The organism is Campylobacter sp. CNRCH_2015_1657 (assembly GCF_025772685.1).
GTDB lineage: Bacteria > Campylobacterota > Campylobacteria > Campylobacterales > Campylobacteraceae > Campylobacter_D > Campylobacter_D lari_D.
In genome coordinates, this window is sequence record NZ_JAKMSO010000002.1 from 198934 (window position 1) to 216253 (window position 17320).

Annotated in this window: 18 protein-coding genes and 3 pseudogenes; 8 read left to right on the forward strand and 13 right to left on the reverse strand. The window is 30.0% G+C overall.

Annotated features, from left to right (window positions below; translation table 11 throughout):
• The first annotated feature begins 2 nt into the window (after positions 1-2).
• The 4 genes from L8X27_RS02740 to L8X27_RS02755 all read left to right on the forward strand — a co-directional run bounded on the left by L8X27_RS02740 (position 3) and on the right by L8X27_RS02755 (position 1906).
• On the forward strand, positions 3-494 hold the full coding sequence (locus L8X27_RS02740; protein WP_133319620.1) for a phosphatidylglycerophosphatase A: 492 nt from the start codon (positions 3-5) through the stop codon (positions 492-494).
• Positions 495-725: 231 nt separating this feature from the next.
• Complete coding sequence (locus L8X27_RS02745; RefSeq protein WP_263671080.1) at positions 726-1205, forward strand: site-specific DNA-methyltransferase; 480 nt, start codon at positions 726-728, stop codon at positions 1203-1205.
• Positions 1198-1473 carry a hypothetical protein gene (locus tag L8X27_RS02750; RefSeq protein ID WP_263671081.1) on the forward strand — a complete coding sequence of 92 codons (276 nt, stop codon included), beginning with the start codon at positions 1198-1200 and terminating at the stop codon, positions 1471-1473. Before L8X27_RS02745 ends, L8X27_RS02750 begins: the two co-directional genes overlap by 8 nt.
• A gap of 28 nt (positions 1474-1501) precedes the next feature.
• Positions 1502-1906: a hypothetical protein gene (locus L8X27_RS02755; RefSeq protein ID WP_263681022.1), complete on the forward strand. Its 405-nt coding sequence runs from the start codon at positions 1502-1504 to the stop codon at positions 1904-1906.
• A 114-nt stretch (positions 1907-2020) separates the two neighbouring features.
• Here the strand turns inward: L8X27_RS02755 and mnmA are convergent, their stop codons facing one another.
• From mnmA to L8X27_RS02775, 4 genes and pseudogenes are all read right to left on the reverse strand, one after another.
• On the reverse strand, positions 2021-3037 hold the full coding sequence (gene mnmA / locus L8X27_RS02760) for a tRNA 2-thiouridine(34) synthase MnmA (protein WP_263671083.1): 1017 nt from the start codon (positions 3035-3037) through the stop codon (positions 2021-2023).
• Positions 3000-3635 carry a TIGR00730 family Rossman fold protein gene (locus L8X27_RS02765; protein ID WP_263671084.1) on the reverse strand — a complete coding sequence of 212 codons (636 nt, stop codon included), beginning with the start codon at positions 3633-3635 and terminating at the stop codon, positions 3000-3002. Before L8X27_RS02765 ends, mnmA begins: the two co-directional genes overlap by 38 nt.
• Positions 3636-3827: 192 nt before the next feature.
• Positions 3828-4551, reverse strand: a pseudogene (locus tag L8X27_RS02770) (hypothetical protein).
• The gene (locus L8X27_RS02775) at positions 4548-5054 is read right to left on the reverse strand and encodes a hypothetical protein (protein WP_263661918.1); all 507 of its coding nucleotides are present in this window, start codon (positions 5052-5054) and stop codon (positions 4548-4550) included. Before L8X27_RS02775 ends, L8X27_RS02770 begins: the two are co-directional and overlap by 4 nt.
• A gap of 124 nt (positions 5055-5178) precedes the next feature.
• Between L8X27_RS02775 and L8X27_RS02780 the strand changes: the two are divergent.
• Both L8X27_RS02780 and L8X27_RS02785 read left to right on the forward strand, forming a co-directional pair.
• Positions 5179-6022 (forward strand): annotated as a pseudogene (locus L8X27_RS02780) (hypothetical protein).
• Positions 6007-6602: pseudogene (locus L8X27_RS02785) on the forward strand (C39 family peptidase). Before L8X27_RS02780 ends, L8X27_RS02785 begins: the two co-directional pseudogenes overlap by 16 nt.
• Before the next feature lie 33 nt (positions 6603-6635).
• On the opposite strand, the gene fliY reads toward L8X27_RS02785, so the two are convergent.
• The 9 genes from fliY to aroQ are packed head-to-tail and all read right to left on the reverse strand — an operon-like array spanning position 6636 to position 13826.
• Positions 6636-7475, reverse strand: a complete 840-nt coding sequence (fliY, locus tag L8X27_RS02790) for a flagellar motor switch protein FliY (protein ID WP_133319624.1) — start codon at positions 7473-7475, stop codon at positions 6636-6638.
• Positions 7465-8556 carry a flagellar motor switch protein FliM gene (gene fliM / locus L8X27_RS02795; RefSeq protein WP_133319625.1) on the reverse strand — a complete coding sequence of 364 codons (1092 nt, stop codon included), beginning with the start codon at positions 8554-8556 and terminating at the stop codon, positions 7465-7467. Before fliM ends, fliY begins: the two co-directional genes overlap by 11 nt.
• A complete protein-coding gene (locus tag L8X27_RS02800) occupies positions 8556-9242 on the reverse strand; it encodes an RNA polymerase sigma factor FliA (protein WP_133319626.1) in 687 nt (228 codons plus the stop codon). The genes fliM and L8X27_RS02800 overlap by 1 nt, the downstream gene beginning before the upstream one ends.
• Entirely contained in the window at positions 9229-9585 is a 357-nt protein-coding gene (locus L8X27_RS02805) for a hypothetical protein (protein ID WP_133319627.1), read from the reverse strand. The genes L8X27_RS02800 and L8X27_RS02805 overlap by 14 nt, the downstream gene beginning before the upstream one ends.
• 14 nt (positions 9586-9599) lie before the next feature.
• Complete coding sequence (gene flhG, locus L8X27_RS02810) at positions 9600-10463, reverse strand: flagella biosynthesis ATPase FlhG (protein WP_133319628.1); 864 nt, start codon at positions 10461-10463, stop codon at positions 9600-9602.
• Positions 10456-11838: a flagellar biosynthesis protein FlhF gene (gene flhF / locus L8X27_RS02815; protein WP_039667960.1), complete on the reverse strand. Its 1383-nt coding sequence runs from the start codon at positions 11836-11838 to the stop codon at positions 10456-10458. Before flhF ends, flhG begins: the two co-directional genes overlap by 8 nt.
• 8 nt (positions 11839-11846) lie before the next feature.
• On the reverse strand, positions 11847-12320 hold the full coding sequence (gene folK / locus L8X27_RS02820; RefSeq protein WP_220566782.1) for a 2-amino-4-hydroxy-6-hydroxymethyldihydropteridine diphosphokinase: 474 nt from the start codon (positions 12318-12320) through the stop codon (positions 11847-11849).
• Between the two features lies 1 nt (position 12321).
• On the reverse strand, positions 12322-13347 hold the full coding sequence (locus L8X27_RS02825; protein WP_263671085.1) for a M24 family metallopeptidase: 1026 nt from the start codon (positions 13345-13347) through the stop codon (positions 12322-12324).
• Positions 13344-13826, reverse strand: a complete 483-nt coding sequence (aroQ, locus tag L8X27_RS02830; RefSeq protein WP_039625266.1) for a type II 3-dehydroquinate dehydratase — start codon at positions 13824-13826, stop codon at positions 13344-13346. The genes L8X27_RS02825 and aroQ overlap by 4 nt, the downstream gene beginning before the upstream one ends.
• An 88-nt stretch (positions 13827-13914) precedes the next feature.
• Between aroQ and L8X27_RS02835 the strand changes: the two genes are divergently transcribed.
• Positions 13915-15135: a metal-dependent hydrolase gene (locus L8X27_RS02835; protein ID WP_263671086.1), complete on the forward strand. Its 1221-nt coding sequence runs from the start codon at positions 13915-13917 to the stop codon at positions 15133-15135.
• A gap of 91 nt (positions 15136-15226) precedes the next feature.
• Positions 15227-17320 (forward strand): S8 family serine peptidase (locus tag L8X27_RS02840; protein ID WP_263681023.1); only part of this gene is annotated, 2094 nt, incomplete at its 3' end.

Here is a 17320-nt window from a genome sequence, read left to right on the forward strand (position 1 = left end):
TCATGCAAAAATTATTTTTAACTTTTTTTTATTCAGGTAGTGTTAATAAAGCTCCAGGAACTTTTGGCACGATAGCAGCGCTAATCCCTGCTTTTTTTATTTTAAGGTATTTGGGCATAGGAACTTTGATCTTGCTTGCAATTTTACTTTTTTTAATCTCTATAAAAATCATCGATCAATATGAAAAACAAACAGGCATACACGATGATAAGCATATTGTAATAGATGAAGTTGTTGGGGTATTTTTAGCCTTGGCAATTTGCGGACAGAGTGTTTTTACTTTTTTGCTTTCTTTTGTTTTATTTAGATTTTTTGATATCACAAAACCTTCTATCATAGGTAAAATTGACAAAAAAACTAAAGGTGGTTTGGGTGTAATGCTAGATGATGTTTTAGCAGGAATTTTCGCAGGATTATTTAGTGCAGTGATTTATGGAATTTTACTTAAATTTGATCTTTTATGGTTTGATATAAGCATTATGGAGATATTTTAGCTCCACAAATGTTATTGTATTTATTTGAAAAATTAAAGGAAAATCATTAATGTCATACAAAGCTATTATGAATAAAAAAAATAAAATGAATGGCTTAAAATTATTAAAATTAATTGACAAAGAAAGTATAAAAGTAGTTTTTTTGATCCACAATACAGAGGTGTTTTAGACAAACTTTCTTATGGCAATGAAGGAAAAAGTAGAGGCAGGGAACGTTCCGAATTACCTCAAATGACAAAAGAAGTTATATTAACTTTTATTAACCAAATAGAACAAATTTTAAAACCTAATGGATATTTATTTCTATGGGTAGATAAATTTCATTTGTTCGAATGTAAAGATTGGATAGGCAATTTTAAATCCATTGAAATAGTAGATATGATAACTTGGGACAAACAAAAAATTGGTATGGGATACCGCTCTAGAAGAAGATGTGAATATCTAATTATAATTCAAAAAAGCCCGAGAAAAGCTAAAACTACTTGGAATATTCATAATATTCCAGATGTCTGGGGTGAAAAGATAAATAACAAAATTCATACACACTCAAAGCCGGTAGAGCTTCAAAAACAATTAATTTTAGCAACGACACAAGAAGAAGATATTGTTGTTGATCCTGCTAGCGGAGGCTACTCTGTTTTAAGAGCTTGCGAAGAAACCAATCGAAAATTTCTAGGGTGTGATTTAAAATTCGGAGACTTATATGAGTAAAATATCAAATCAGCAAGGACGAAATGTTCAAAAGAGTGGAGTATCTGGATACACAAGAGCTATCGGAAATGATGCGCTAGGACAACTTCTTTCAAGAGTTCAAGCTTGTGTAATCTCTAATGGTAATGAGTTAGAAAAATTATTGATTAATAGATGTTCTACAATTGATAATATAGACATATTTATCGAAAAAGTCACAAGAAGCGAGATAAATCGAGGAACCTTTCTTTGCACTAAAAAAATTTTAAAAAAAAACACAAGATTATAAACATGTGATAAAAGGTATTGAACCAGATATGATAATTTTTATCGTTAGTGATTATAGATTGTGTAAGATAATAGAATTAAAAGATGGGGATACATTTGATACAAAAAAAGTGAAAGGTGAAAAAACTAATCTTGTAACATTTTCTGAAAAATTTGGAGCAAAAATACCATTTTCTACAGATTATTATGTTTGTTGTTTTAATCAAAACAACAAAGAAATTATTCGAGAAGGAATGAAAAATGAATTTGATTTAGAGCATATTATGACCGGCAAAGAACTCTGTCAATTGCTAAATATTGATTATCAAGAAATTATAAATATTCGAAAAAATGACATGGAAGAAAATTTCAATTATTTCATTGAAGAGCTTTTAAAAATACCAGAGGTTTTAAAAAAAATAAATCAAATAATAGCTGCTTCAGAAAATAAGTAGCCAAAACTACTTATTTTCTTTTTTTATTAAACAAATACAATAAAATAGGCTTATATTAATATTAAAAAAAAACTCTCTGCTTTTGACAGAGGTTTTAGGGTAATCTCTTTAGCGTTAATTTATAAATCCGCTTGCAAGAACCAAATCTTTATCGTAAAATACCGCCATTTGTCCGCTAGCAAGCCCATAAACAGGCTCTTGTAAGATGATTTTTGCACTTTTATCTTCATTAATCAAAACTTTACATGGGGTCGATCTTGATCTATAGCGTATTTTTACTTCACAATCTAGCTCTTTAGCATCGATAAATAAATTAATATTATCAAGATTAAATTCACTTATCTTAAGTTCTTCTTTTTTACCTACTATGATTTCATTTTTTTTAGGATCAATTTTTAACACAAAATGTGGCTCATGAGCCCCGCGTACCTCAAAACCTCTTCTTTTACCTATGGTATAGTGCATATAACCTTCGTGTTTTCCTACTTCTTTACCACTACTATCTCTTACAATACCTGGAATTTTAGTATCCATAAACTGATCTAAAACTTGCACATAAGTATCTTCCACAAAACAAATTTCAGAACTTTCCTTTTGTGTTGCAAAAGATTTTAAAACATCAATTGTAGAAGCAAATTTTTTCACATCTTCTTTTCTCATCTCTCCAAGAGGGAAAATCAAATATTCCAAAGCCTCTTTCTCTGCATTTGCTAAAAAATAGCTTTGATCCTTACTCTCATCAACTGCAATTTTAATCAAACCATTTTCTATCCTTGCATAATGACCTGTGGCTAATTTCTCACAACCCAAACTCTTAGCAAATTCTAAAAGCTTGCCAAGCTTAATAAAGCGATTACACAAAGCACAAGGATTTGGCGTCTTTCCTTCTTTGTAGGTATTAACAAAAGGCATATAAACTTGATTTTTAAAATCTTCTTGTAAGTCTAAAATATGATATTTGATGTCTAAAAATTTAGCAACTTTTTCAACTTTTTGTATATTTTCTTCATGATAATTAGCTTTTCCATGAAGCTTCATATAACAACCTATAATCTCATGTCCTGCTTGCTTTAACTTATAAGCAGTTACAGTGCTATCTACACCCCCACTCATTGCAACAAGAATTTTCATCTTTTTCCTTTATCATTCTTATAATTTCATCTAAATCATCACTTATACTATACTTTAACTCATCATTTTTAGATATAGTTCCAAGTTCTAGTAAAGAAGTTTTGATAAATTCATCAAGAGGTTGCCAAAATTTTTGCCCAACTAAAATAATAGGAACATCTTTTTTAAAACTAAGTTGCTTAAGAGTAAGAATTTCAAAAAATTCATCTAATGTTCCAAAGCCGCCTGGGAAAATCACAAAAGCTAGACTCTTTTGGATAAGAGCCATTTTGCGAATGGCTAAGCTCTTAAAAGTGATATTATACTCTAAAAAGTCATTTGCTTTTTGCTCAAATGGTAAATGTATATTAAATCCAAAAGATTTCAAGTGCGAAGTTTGACTTTGCATAGCGCCATGATTAGCAGCTTGCATAATACCACCGCCACCACCACTGATGATGCTATAACCAAGATCTGCTAACTTTTGGGCTAATTTTGAAGTCAAAATACAATACTCATTGTCTTCTTTTAATCTTGCAGAACCAAAAAAAGTTATAGCATTTTTTAGGTTTGGCATGTTAGCAAATTTTTCTAAATCTTGGATTATTTTTTCATTCATTTTATAACCTTTAGTTAAAATAAATTCCATTCTAGCTAAATTTTTATAATAATCTTTTATGTAATTTTTAAATAATTTTCTTTTGCAAACTGCATTAAATTAGATTTTTTTAAATTTCTAAACTTTCAAATTCACACTTTTATATATTATGCACACTTAATTATAAAAAGATTTTAATAAATTCGTTATTATTTAAATCTTTACATCTATTTTAACACCAAAAAGAATTTTCAACTCATCGCTTGTACTAAATTTACCTTCTAATAGTTTTTTACAAGATCATTTCTTATATTATCATCTTTGTAAGTTTCTTTGTTTTTACTTTCTGCTTGTATAGGTTTAAAGGGTTTTTCTTTGTCTTCTTGCATACTAATATCATTATTATTAGCAAGTAGCATTTTATCGCCCATAGTCATTTCAAATTCTTTTACAAACTCATCGTGTCTTTGTTTGAAGTCAAGATATTTAGTTTTACATTCTTCTAGGGTTAAATCTTCTTGTAAAAGTTTATTAAATTCATTCCTAAAATTAGATGCTTTTATAGTAATATCAGATCCAAGATTAAACATTTGAGAGTAAGAAGAAAAGTTCATCAATTTAATATCTTCATCTTTTATATCCCAATTATCATCTTTACCAAGATTTTTAAGTGAAGACTTTTCTATTTTATTTGGATCTTTTAAAGCATTTGACTTCATAAAGTTATTAAATTCTTGCATATCTTTTTTGCTAATATTTTCATCAAGTCTGAATATTTTAGGATTATACTCAAATTTTTTCCACGATAAGGCAAAGCACCTTCTCCTGTTACAACAGCTACTCCATGCTTGTTTATTTTAAAGTCAATATTTTTATCTTGCTTAAATTTTGAAGTATTATAGTTATAGTTTAAATTTGAATTTATACTATTTATCATGGCTTATTCCTATATCTCGAATAATTACCACTAAGAGCCATTTCCATATCATTTTTATATTTGGAACTAATTTCTTTAATAACTTGGTAATTATTTAAAACAGCACTTGAATTCACCCTATACCAAGAACCTAATTGCTCATTAATAACAGCTATGCCATAGGAAAAATATACAAATCTTTGTCCTAAATTTGATACACCTATATTTCTTTTTACTGTATAACCAAGATAATAGTGGTATGGATCATCGCCCACTATGCTCATAGTTTCCCAAAGTCTTTTTTGATTAGCATATGTATGTTTATTATTTACCATACAATTTGTGACTTCTATACCACACATTCCACCAAATTGCCTTAATCCCTGGCTATCCCAATAATATGTATCGCCATTGTTATCTGCATAGTATCCTATTTCACTCGGTGTAGTTTTGGCAAAAGCTAAAAGCTCATCATTTGCAACTAGCTTAAAACTAACTCTATACCCACCCTTAACTTGTTTCATTTCATCTAAATTAAGAGCTTTAACCCCTTGAGAATTATCACTTATTACATATTAAAATCAATTTGTTATTTGAAACATTTATTGTTTTAATGGAAAAAATCTAAAAATATTTAGAAAGGTAACAATGAAAAAGATTTTCTTAACTTTTATGGTTTTACTTAGTTGTGTTTTTGCTAGTGATGAACTAAGTATAGACAGTTTATTTAAAAAGCAAATAGGCTTAAGAAGTATCACAAGCTTTTCTTTGCTTAGTACAGGAAATGCAAATTCTTATACACTTTATCCTAACATCATTGTAGGTGGAGATCCTACAATTTGGAATGATACAAAGCAAGTGTTTTTAACTCAAACTTTCATTTACACTCTAACACCTAAGTTTGACATACTTATTTCAGGTGGCGGAAGCTATGCAAGAGCTGAATATACAAACTTTTTTACAAATGAGTATTCTAGTAAAAACAGAATAGGCTTTGATAGTTTATGACTAGGTTTTATTTATACAGGCGATAGCATTGCAGATTTAATTCCACAAATTACCTTTCAAACTGCAGTCGTTCAAAGAGAAAAAGCAATCAATCAAACCAAAAACTTTTATCTAAAATCACAAAGCTTACAAGCTAGTTTAAGGGGATATAGCGACCCTGTTGTATATAGCATTTATTTATAATCAATCAAGAAAATTTAAAACCCTTAAAATAGAGTATGGAAATAGTATTTATGTGGGTGGGGATTTATCTATCATACTAAGTCCTAAGATTACTTTGGATTTAGGAGCAGAGCAAAGATTTCAAACCGAGCAAAAAATCAATGGCTATCAAAATTCTGAAGTGCGTTCTATTCCAACTTTAAGTTTAGGTTCTACTTATAGCATTAATTCAGATACCGCAGTTTCTGTTAATGCTAGTTTTGGGGGAAGTTCTGCTTCGCCTGATAGTATATTTGGGATAAGCTTATGGAGAAAATTTTAAAAATTTTATTATTTTTATCCATTCTTTCTTTGAATGCAAAAGCAGAATGGGTAGTCAAGTCTTATCAAGAAATTAAAAACGAAAGAGTAATAAGACAAACTTACGAGCAATCTTGCGGAGCTTCATCTTTGGCAACTTTAATCGATATACTTGATGATAAAAAGCTTGATGAGCTTAAACTTTTACAAACCATGAGCAGACAAAAGCTTTATACGGATATGGTAAGCTTTGCAGATTTAAGCGATGCGGTTAAAAAGCTAGGTTATGAAAGCAATTCATACCAAATCAATAGAGAAAGCTTAGACAAGCTTGTAAATATTCCAATGCTTGTAAAAATTGAAGATGACCCACGCTTCCCACATTTTGTGGTAATTATTAATCACAAGGGGAATTATTTACAAGTGCTTGATCCAAGCCATGGAGAATACATAAGCTCTAAAAGTCAATTTTTAGTATTTGGGATAGATATAATAAAGGCGGTTATGCTTTAATTGTTGCTCCTAAAAAAGAGTTAAAACCTTTCAAGCTAAATACTCCAAAATCTTTGCATTTTGATTTTAAGCCTTTTAGCTTATATTGATTTTTATTGTTTTTTGATTAGAGAACTAATTTTTCATCTTAATTGCTCTAATCTTTCTTTTTTAGAGCCAATCTCAGTAATTTGTACTCCAAAATTTCCATCTACAATAACTACTTCCCCATAGGCAATCTTTTTATCACCTATTAAAATTTCTAAAGGATCATTAGCTAATTGATCAAGCTCGATAACTGAACCTATGTCCATAGTTAAAACATCCTTTAAAAGCATTTTTTTACTACCAATACGCACTCTTATAGGCAAACGCACATCCATAATCAAGCCGATATTTCTTAACTCTTCAACGCTTGCTAAGGTTTTATGGTCTTGAGTATGCTCTTCATGAGTTGTAACAATTTCTTCTAAATCAGTTTTAGTTAAAACTTTATAAATTTTCTCATCAAATACTAAGGAAATTTTCTCTTCTAAATCAGCTATTTTTACATTATATAAATATATTTTATGAAAGCCGCCAAGTTCTAGACTATCTGCAACAAATTCACAATTTTCTAAACTAAATTCCATTTTTGGAATTTCTTTTTGTGCACCTAAGGTTGTAGAAAATGCTGAAATGATATTTTGTATAGCTTCTTTAGCCGCGTCCATTTCATCTTCATTTAGCTCACTATTTTTAGAGATTTCTTCTTCTCCCATCATCCACTCACCAATTGCACTCATTAAAACCGCACTTGCTAAGATTTTGATTTTCATCTCATTATTGACACTAAAAGTAGCACTAACTAATGGCGGAGTCATAGAATCTTGAGAATTTACATCATACTCATAATACTCGCTAAATTCAGCACTTTTCCCTGTTAAGCCTTCTATTGTGCTTATGCACTCGTTGACAAATATGCCTAAAAAATCATTGATCATCTTCTTCCTCTTCTAACTCTTCATTTTCATCATAAGAATTTGCCTTTGCTCTTCTTTCATCTTCATATTTTTCAAGCATTTCTTTAATCTCATCTTTATCAGTTTTAATAAGTTCTAAGATTTTAATCGACTTTCTAAATCTATGAAGTCCTACTTGAGCTAAAAATACTTCTTTTTTATCTATGGCTACTATAGCTTTATCATCTGCACTTCTATCAAGTTTTAAAATATCTCCTTGTTTTAAATCTAAAAATTCATTTACATTGATAAAAGTTTTACCAAGCATAGCTTCATAAATCACTTCAGCACGACCGATCAAAGTTTTAAGTTCTTTGTTTCTTGACTTTTTAGCCGAAGTTTCACCCATCATAATATCACGATTTGCTAAACGGCTCAAAATACTTTCCAAATGCACAACTGGATAGCATATATTTACCATACCACTTGAATTTCCTATGATAATCTCCATTACCACCATGATAACAATCTCATTTTGAGAAACAATTTGCACAACATTTGGACTTGATTCTTTTGCTTCAACACTTGGATAAATTTCCGTAACATTCATCCAACTTTCTTTAAGTCTTTGCATAATAATACGCAAAATAGAATCAAGCAAGTTAAGTTCTATTTCTGTAAGCTCTCTTAAGGTGTCAAAACTTTCACCTTGACCACCCAAAAGCCTATCTATCATAGGGAAAGCAATACTTGGATTAATCTCTAAAACACAATTTCCATCTAAAGGTTTAATAGAAAAAACATTAAAACTTGTCGGTGAAGGTAAAGACATCAAAAATTCACCATAAGTCATTTGATCAACTGAGTGTAGTTTAATCTCAACTATACTTCTCATCATAGATGAAATTTGCGAAGCAAGATTTCTAGCTAATTTATCATGAATTCCTTTAATAGAACGAAGTTGTTCTTTTGAAACCCTATTTGGACGCTTAAAATCATATACTACAATATCTCTTTTATCTTCTATTTCTTCTAATTTTGAAGAAGCAGCACTATCATCGCTATCATCATCAACGACTTCTAAAAGAGCATCAATTTCTTCTTGGGAAAGTATTTCAGCCATTAAACTAGCCTTTCTCTAATCTTCTTAAGCAAACGCTTATGAATTTGTGAAATTCTTGACTCGCTAATCTCTAAAATCTCTGCAATTTCTTTTAAATTTAATTCTTCATAATAATAAAGCTGTATCACAAGCCTTTCTCTTTCTTTAAATTCTTCCAAAACCGCGTTGATTTTTTCTATTAATTCTTCTTTTTCTATTTGTTCTATGATATTACTATCATTAAAACAATTTAGCTGTTCATCTAAAGGCATAACAAGCGATATAGCATGAGCTGCTCTTGCTTCTTTTACCTTTTCTACTTCTAAATTTAATCTTTGTGCTAAATACTCATCATCAGGTTCTTTTTCATTTTCTTGATAAAACTCATCTATAATAGCGTCAATATCTTTGATGATTTTTCTATTGCTTCTACTCATTACATCAAGGCTTCTTAGATAATCAAGCATAGCTCCATTTACTCTTTTTCTTGCAAAACCCCAAAAATTGTCATTTTGTTCTTTATCATAGCGACGCGAGAGTTTAATCATCTCTTCTACGCCAATACTAATTAAATCATTTACATCAATACTTGCAGGCAAACGCTCTTTAAGTCTAAAAGCCATAGCTCTTAATGCGGGCATATAAGAGATGACTAAGTCATCTTGTTCTTTTTTTAGCGTAGAAGCATAAGCATTATGCGGCTGCATGTTTTACTTTTCTTTTTGAAGAGCTATCAAGTTTTTTAAGGTCTTCACGCTCTTCTTGAAGTTTTTCAAGCAAGTAATCCATTTTCTTTTCTCTTGCAGCTAATTCTGCTATAAAGCTATTATTTTCATTTTCATATTTTTCTTTATTAAAGCTTCTACCACTAATTTTATTTGCATCTACAAAAATCATAATTACTATATGGATTAAAACATAAAATACAAAAGTAATCAAACAAGTATATACAACTATCTCTACTGCATCTTCTATATTAACTATGGTGAACATTAATCCTATAAAAAAACCACAAACAGTAAAAAAAGCAACAAAATTTTCTGGTCTCATCTTTTTCCTTCAATCTAAAAACGATCCAAAAGCTTTTTGAAAAAACTCATAATGCTTTTATCTCCCACATTATTAAGCACTTTTTGTTCCAACCTATACAAAAGCTTAGAAGCTATGGCTTTGAGTTCATCACTTGCATTTGTATCATCATCACTAAATAAAGTTCTTTTTTTAATACTAGAACTAATATCTTTACTTTGACCTAAAAATCCTAAAAATTCTAAATTTAAATTATGCTTAATGTTAATATCTGCTACTTTTTTAATATTATCAAAAATTCTTAAAGCCTCATTTTCATTTCTAACTACATTAAATACCATTAATAAATTCTCTTTAGTCTTTGAAGTAGTTTTTATAGTAGCATAAGCATCGGTAATTGCGGCAGGATCAGGTACAGTTATGACAATAACCTCATCAGACATTTCTAAGAAATTCCCTATATTACCACCAATACCTGCTCCTGTATCAATGATTAAAAAGTCTAAATCATCTAAAATACTTGTTTGATTTAAAAATCTCTCATAAATATTTTTATCATTGTATTTTAAAATTTCATCGCCACTCTCACCTGGGATAAGCCATAAATTTGGCTTGACTTCTATTAGAATATCTTCTAGTGAGCATTCACCTTTTAAAACATGTAAAAGGTTTTTTTCTACACGCACATTTAAAATCACATCTAAATTTGCAAGCCCTATATCTGCATCAAAAAGCCCTACTTTATATCCATTTTTAGCTAGGATGTTGCCCAAATTTGCACTAAAAGTACTTTTTCCAACCCCACCTTTACCGCTAGTAACTGCGATAAAATGGGTATGTTTTACATTTGAGTTTTCATTTTTTACTAGATCTTTTAATTTTTCTGCTTGATTACTCATTTTCATCCCTTCTAAAACCTTCTAACACACAACGCACCAAAAAGTCGCTATTTGCTACTTCTATATCATCAGGTACTTCTTGACCTATGGAAAAAAAGCTCATCGGAGTGCTAGTTTCATAAAGCAAAGAAAACACATTTCCAAATACTTTTGTTTCATCAAATTTTGTAATGATTAAAGTGTCTATATTTAAAAATGAAAAATTATTATAAGTTTCTAATAAATCTTCATATTTTGTATTTGCTGAAAGTACTAAATTCACATCAATTTGTGCATTAGAATGCGATAAAAATTCTTTTGTTTTTTCAAGTTTTGCCTTATCATACTGTGAATTTCCGGTTGTATCTACTAAAATAACCTCACAAGTATTTAAACTTCTAATCGCATCATCTAAGTCATTTGGCTCTATACTATCAATGATAGGAAGCTTCATCATCTTAGCATATTGAAAAAGTTGCTCTACTGCACCTATTCTATAAGTATCAAGAGTTATAATACCGGTTTTATAGCGTCTATCTCCATAAGCATAGCGAAAAGCAAGTTTAGCTAAAGTAGTAGTTTTACCCACTCCTGTTGGGCCTACTAACATCATAATTTTTTGCTTTTTAATTTCACTTTCTAAACGACATGGAAGCATATTACGCAAAAGTGAGTAAAAATACCTTTGCACTGCTTCTTGATTTGCTTTCATAGTGCTTGGCATATTTTCAATAGTCGCTTTCATAATCGCTTCTAAATGCGCTTCTTGCATACCACTTGCTTTAGCTTGCTTATAAATACTTGCAAACTCAGGCGGTATAGCTAATTCTTTGCGTAAATCTGCCTTATCATCCCACATCATATCCACAAGCAAATTCATTTTATCATTAAGCTTGTTCATTTGTTTTTCAAAGGCTTCAATTTTTTTATCATAATTTGGATTTGGCATAGAAAAATCTTGATAGTTTGAAACCTTGCTAATTTCTGAGCTAACCTGAGAAAGCTTGTTTTTTAAATTTAAAAAATTATCATCTTTTTTGCTTGTATTTAAATAAGGATTAATAGGTTTTTGCTTAGCTTTTGAAGAAAAATCAAGCACTACATCTTCTTCTTTTTTTTCATCTTCAAGTTTTGGAGCTTGAATTTTAGCCTCAGGAAAACTTGCTGTATTTGGTTTTTTCTTTGGTGGCATAGGTAAATTGTTTTGTTTTAAATGCTCTTCATAATCAGCTTCTTCAATCGCCACTATAACCTCATACAAAGGCTTTTGATTGATAGTTTTTGGACGAATTTGCTTATTAGTTACTATCAAAGCCTTATCGCCATAATCTTGCTTGACCTTAGGTATAATCTCATCTGTGCTTTCAACCGTAAAAGTATGAATCAATTGTCCCATATTTTTCCTTATCTTAACAAGCCCAAAGGCAAAGTTACGCTAATTCTATCATTTACCCCCGCATGAGGCACTATGCAATACTCATCTTTACGCGCTTTTTTTGAAAAATACAACAAATCCAAATCAAGCGTTCTAGGAGCATTTTTAAAAGTTCTTTTTCTTTTGAATTTAAACTCATAAAAAAACAAAACTTTTAAAAGTGCTCTTGCATGCAAACTTGTGCTTACAACCATCACTGCATTAGTAAAGTCTTTTTGCTCTTCAAAGCCAAAAGCTTTATTAATCAAAAATGGCGATGTTTGCAATACTTGCAAGCGTTTATCTTGCATTAAAAGCCTAAATAAACTCCGAAAGCGTTTTTTTTCATCTTCTATATTGCTTCCAAGTCCTATAATGGCTATGTATTTTCCTTTTTTATCAGCCTTTGAATAAAAAGGAAAAAAACGAATTTTTTCTAACCTTCTAGCCCCTTTAATCAGCAAGTTATAACACCACTGCCTTTTCTTTATCAAGATAAACCATATCTTCTATCCTAATGCCAAATTTATCTTTGATATAAATTCCAGGTTCAATGGTAAATACCATACCTTCTTTTAACTCATAATCACTTCTTGGACTAATGTTTGGTAACTCATGTATATCAAGCCCCACTCCATGCCCTAAGCTATGAATAAATTCTTTTTCAAAACCTGCGTTTTTAATCACTTCTCTTGCGATAAAATCAAGCTCACTTGCCATCATACCAACGCGTGCTTTTTCTATAGCTTGAAGCTGAGCTTGCTTAACCACCTCATAAATTTGTATAATTTCTTTGTCTTTAAAATTTGGCTTATTTTTATCAAAAACTATACCATTCTCATCAAAACAAGCCGTTCTTGTGCGATCAGAACAATACCTTTGATAAACCACACCCGCATCAACTAATAACAAATCTCCATATTCTAAACATTTATCACCAGGTAAAGCATGTGCTTTAGCTGCGTTTTCATTAATAGCCACAATAGGTGAAAAAGAAAGTCCTAAAGAACCTTTTTTTTGAAAAATTTCACATGCTTTAAAATGTAATTCTTTTTCGCTTTTTCCATGGCCTTCTTGGCTGATAAATTTAGCAAATTCTTCAAAGCATTCTTTACCAAAATTTACAGCCTTTTGCAAAAGTTGTAATTCCTTGGCATTTTTTATAATGCGTTTATTTTTACTTAAGTCTAATTTTTCTTCAAAAACGATATTAACACTTTTACTAAGTTCTTTAAATTCAAAATAACTAAAGTCTTTTGGGTCAAAACACACCCTATCAATTCCTGCTTTTTCTAAAAGCTCTCTAGCACTAGCAAAAAGATCTTGTGCTAAAACTACCTTAGCATTTTTTATCATTTCGCTAGCTTCAAAGCTATATCTTGCATCAGTGATGAAAAAAGCTTTATCTTCAAGTTTTAAAAACAAAGCATTATCGCAAGAATAACCGCACTCATAAAAAAGTGCATTTTCGTTTTTTAAGATAAAATTCATTGATTTGCTTGTTGTGCTTTTGCTTGAGCTGCTTTATATGCATTGATTTGATCAAAAATTTGGAAAAGTCCCATTAGAGCCATATGATAACCAAAAGGACCAAAACCTACCACGCTACCTGCACAAACTGGCGCTATCATGCTTTTTTGTCTGAATTCTTCTCTTCTGTAAGTATTGCTAATATGCACTTCAATCACAGGCATATTAATCGCCGCAATCGCATCGCGGATTGCTATAGAAGTGTGTGCATAAGCAGCTGCATTAATAATCACTCCATCTACACTGCCTAAGCATTCTTGAATTTTATCAACTAGCTCACCTTCAAAATTACTTTGAAAAAACTCAATCTCCACATTAGCTTGTTTTGCGGCTTGTTTCATTTGCTCGTGGATATCTTCCATTTTCATATTACCATAAATGTGAGTTTCTCTTACACCAAGCATATTAATGTTTGGTCCTTGTATCACCATAACTTTCATAATCTAACCTTTATTTAGTAATATTTACTATATTATAACACTTTAAAGCTAAATTTTAGCTACAATTTACCTTTTTAAAGGATGGAAAATGTTTATAATAGCACCCAAAATCATCCTAACCTGTGATGATAAATTTAGTATTTTAGAAAAAAAAGCTATTCTTTTTGATGATAATATTTTAGAAATTGATAGCTTAGAAAATTTACAAAAATCCTATCCAAAAGCCAAGCTTATACCAACTCCAAAAAATACCTTACTTTTACCTGCTTTTATCAACCCGCACATGCATTTAGAATTTAGTGCAAATAATGGAAATTTAGTCTTTGGAGACTTTTTAAAATGGCTTGATAGCGTTTTTAATAACCGCGAGCAATTAAACGAAAAAGCCAAAGAAAAATTAATCTCACAAAATATTCATAAAATGCTAAAAAGTGGCACTGCTACTATAGGAGAAATTTCAAGCTTTGGGGGCGATTTAAACCCTTGTGTAAATTCACAAGCTAGGGTGATATTTTTCAATGAAATTTTAGGTTCAAGTGAAAATTTTATCCAAGCAAAAAAAGAGGAATTTTTAACTCGTTATGAAAAAAGCATGAGCTTTAAAACTTCTAAATTTATCCCTGCTATTTCAGTGCATGCACCCTACTCAACCCACCCAGAGCTTGCTAAATTTGCTATAAAACTTGCTAGAGAAAATGATCATTTACTAAGCACACATTTTCTTGAAAGTAATCATGAAAACAACTGGCTAAGATTTAAAAAAGGTGGTTTTAAAAAGAGCTTGGCTAAATTTAGCAAAAATCCTATGCCATTTTACACTCCGCAAAGCTTTTTAGAACTTTTTAAAGATCAAAGGACTTTATTTACACATTGCGTGTATTTTAAAGAATGGAATTTGCTAGATAAAAATCTGCACTCAATCACGCATTGTGCTTTTTCAAATAGGCTTTTGAGTAAAAATACTTTTAAATTAAAATCTGCTTTAAAAAATGGTATTAATATCCATCTAGGAACCGATGGCTTAAGTTCAAATACTTCTTTAAGCATGCTTGATGAAATGAGAGCAAATTTACTTATACATGATGATTTAGAGTTAGAAAATTTTGCCAAAATGTTACTTTTAATGGCAACAAATAAAGCCGCAAAAGCCTTAAATTTAAACCTGGGTCAAATTCAAAAAGGCAAAATAGCTGATTTTAGTCTTTTTGCTTTACCAAATAGTGCAAATTTAAAACAACTTCCTTTGCAATTTATCTTACAAAGCAAAGAAGTGTTAAAACTTTTTATAGAAGGAAAAGAAATAATATAAATATCTTAAACAAGAGTTTCTAATCAAAATTAAAATATTTCTGTTATACTTAAAAATTATAAGAATCTTTAATAAAATTTAAGAAAGTCATATGAAAAAATATTTAATAATATTTATTTTTATAACTCAAATTTTAGCTTTAAATGATTTTGAAGTTATTAATGTTCATAAAGCACACGATCTTAATATCACAGGAAAAAATATAAATGTAGGTATTATAGATTCTGCTTTTAATGCAAATCATCCTAGTTTGCAAGGACAAATCATAGAGCAACAATACTCAACAGTAAATAATAAACCTTATACTCCTGATCTAACAGTAGACACTCACGGATCACATGTAGCAGGAATTATACTTGGTAATTTTAAAAACATTAAAGAACCATATGGGATTGCTTACAATGCGAAAATGTATGGAATTCAAATTTTTGGCTATAACAATGGAAGTCAAAAAATAATTCCTTATAATATTTATGATTATTTTAAAGATAAAGAAATAAAAATAATCAATAATAGTTGGAATACGCAATTATATCCAATAGTAGGAATGAGTCAGCTCGGGTGGTATGTATCAGATCTTAAAAAGCAAAATTCTAATTATTTTTTAAATTTAGCAAACAACAATAAACCGCTTGATGGGATTATAAAGTTAGCAAAAGAAAAAAACATTCTAATACTATTTGCAGCTGGAAATGAGGGTATAGTATCACCTGGATTTAATGCTACTCTTCCTTATTATGATGAAAATTTAAGATCATGGCTTAGCATTGGAGCCATTGATTCTTCTAAAATTACAAAAGATGAAAATGGAAAACTTATATTATCCTCTAAAGCTATAGCATCGTATAGCAATGGATTAAAAGGAGTTGAAAATTTTTCATTAGTAGCACCTGGAAGTTTTGTTAATTCAGTTAATGCTGCTTATAATATACAACCCATTTTTGGAAGACCTGATAAAAATTTATATGTTAAAATGAGTGGTACTTCTATGGCAACTCCTATGGTAAGTGGAGCTGCTGCTTTAGTGTCAGAAAAATTCCCTTTTTTAAATGGAAAACAAATAGCTGATGTTTTATTAAGTACAGCAAATAAAAATTACAAAACTCCAAAACTAACAGTAAAAGAAACTCAACTTCTCAATACTTCCAATGGAAGAAAACAATCCTATTATACTATTATTTATATAGATACGCCTATCCCTGATGATAAAAATAAAATAAAACAAGATTTGATAGATGCTGGATATTGGAGTTTTGAAGCAGATAAGATATTAAACAATCTAATCGACAAATATCCACTTATGCAAAATGCCAATGAAGACTACAAAGGAATACAAACTCTCAAAAAAGAACAAATCTTAGGACAAGGCATTCTGGACATTAAAAAAGCCATAAATGGTATAGGAATTTTAGATGCAAATAGATTAAATTCACAAGATATTACCGATACTTATGGCGAAAAAGAAGCTTACTATACTATAAATACTCAAGGATATAACGCGACTTTTAGCAATGACATATCTCAAAAAAAATGGGATGATAGTTTACATAGACTCGATGCTTTAAATTCTCCAAAAGATGAAATACAAAATTTAAATATTGGATTTATCAAAGATGGTCAAGGGAGGTTAATTTTAAGTGGAGAAAATACTTATCTTGGTAAAACTATAGTAAAAGAAGGTGAGCTTTCCCTAATAAAAACACAAAACAATAAAGGAATTATAAGTGGGGAGGTTAAAGTTTTAACTAATGGTAAATTTAGTGGAAATGGTTTAATAAAAAATAATTTATACAATCAAGGAATTGTGAGACCTGGAAATCAAGACTTAAGCGATTTAATTGTAGAAGGTCTATATAACCAAAAAAACAATGCTATTTTGCAGCTTGATTTTGGAAATAATGGTAATTCTAAACTTATAGCAAATTCTTATCAAATAGAAGGTGGTAAATTACAATACATACCATTACCTATGTTTTACACTAGTGGCAATATAATTACTATAAATTTAGCTGGATTAAAAAATAATATAAATGACTTTGAAAAAGTTGAAATATCAGGAAACAATAGTATTGATTTTGTTGCTGTATTAGATGAAGATAAAGTTAGTATTAATAAGCCCGCGCCTGAACCAAAACCTGAACCAAAACCTGAACCAAAACCTGAACCAAAACCTGAACCAAAACCT

Excerpts from the sequence above, each read along its gene's own strand:
- L8X27_RS02740 (WP_133319620.1), top strand. The coding sequence starts at position 3 with ATGCAAAAATTATTTTTAACTTTTTTTTATTCAGGTAGTGTTAATAAA.
- L8X27_RS02745 (WP_263671080.1), top strand. The coding sequence starts at position 726 with ATGACAAAAGAAGTTATATTAACTTTTATTAACCAAATAGAACAAATT.
- L8X27_RS02750 (WP_263671081.1), top strand. The coding sequence starts at position 1,198 with ATGAGTAAAATATCAAATCAGCAAGGACGAAATGTTCAAAAGAGTGGA.
- L8X27_RS02755 (WP_263681022.1), top strand. The coding sequence starts at position 1,502 with ATGATAATTTTTATCGTTAGTGATTATAGATTGTGTAAGATAATAGAA.
- mnmA (WP_263671083.1), bottom strand. The coding sequence starts at position 3,037 with ATGAAAATTCTTGTTGCAATGAGTGGGGGTGTAGATAGCACTGTAACT.
- L8X27_RS02765 (WP_263671084.1), bottom strand. The coding sequence starts at position 3,635 with ATGAATGAAAAAATAATCCAAGATTTAGAAAAATTTGCTAACATGCCA.
- L8X27_RS02775 (WP_263661918.1), bottom strand. The coding sequence starts at position 5,054 with ATGAAACAAGTTAAGGGTGGGTATAGAGTTAGTTTTAAGCTAGTTGCA.
- fliY (WP_133319624.1), bottom strand. The coding sequence starts at position 7,475 with ATGATCAATGATTTTTTAGGCATATTTGTCAACGAGTGCATAAGCACA.
- fliM (WP_133319625.1), bottom strand. The coding sequence starts at position 8,556 with ATGGCTGAAATACTTTCCCAAGAAGAAATTGATGCTCTTTTAGAAGTC.
- L8X27_RS02800 (WP_133319626.1), bottom strand. The coding sequence starts at position 9,242 with ATGCAGCCGCATAATGCTTATGCTTCTACGCTAAAAAAAGAACAAGAT.
- L8X27_RS02805 (WP_133319627.1), bottom strand. The coding sequence starts at position 9,585 with ATGAGACCAGAAAATTTTGTTGCTTTTTTTACTGTTTGTGGTTTTTTT.
- flhG (WP_133319628.1), bottom strand. The coding sequence starts at position 10,463 with ATGAGTAATCAAGCAGAAAAATTAAAAGATCTAGTAAAAAATGAAAAC.
- flhF (WP_039667960.1), bottom strand. The coding sequence starts at position 11,838 with ATGGGACAATTGATTCATACTTTTACGGTTGAAAGCACAGATGAGATT.
- L8X27_RS02825 (WP_263671085.1), bottom strand. The coding sequence starts at position 13,347 with ATGAATTTTATCTTAAAAAACGAAAATGCACTTTTTTATGAGTGCGGT.
- aroQ (WP_039625266.1), bottom strand. The coding sequence starts at position 13,826 with ATGAAAGTTATGGTGATACAAGGACCAAACATTAATATGCTTGGTGTA.
- L8X27_RS02835 (WP_263671086.1), top strand. The coding sequence starts at position 13,915 with ATGTTTATAATAGCACCCAAAATCATCCTAACCTGTGATGATAAATTT.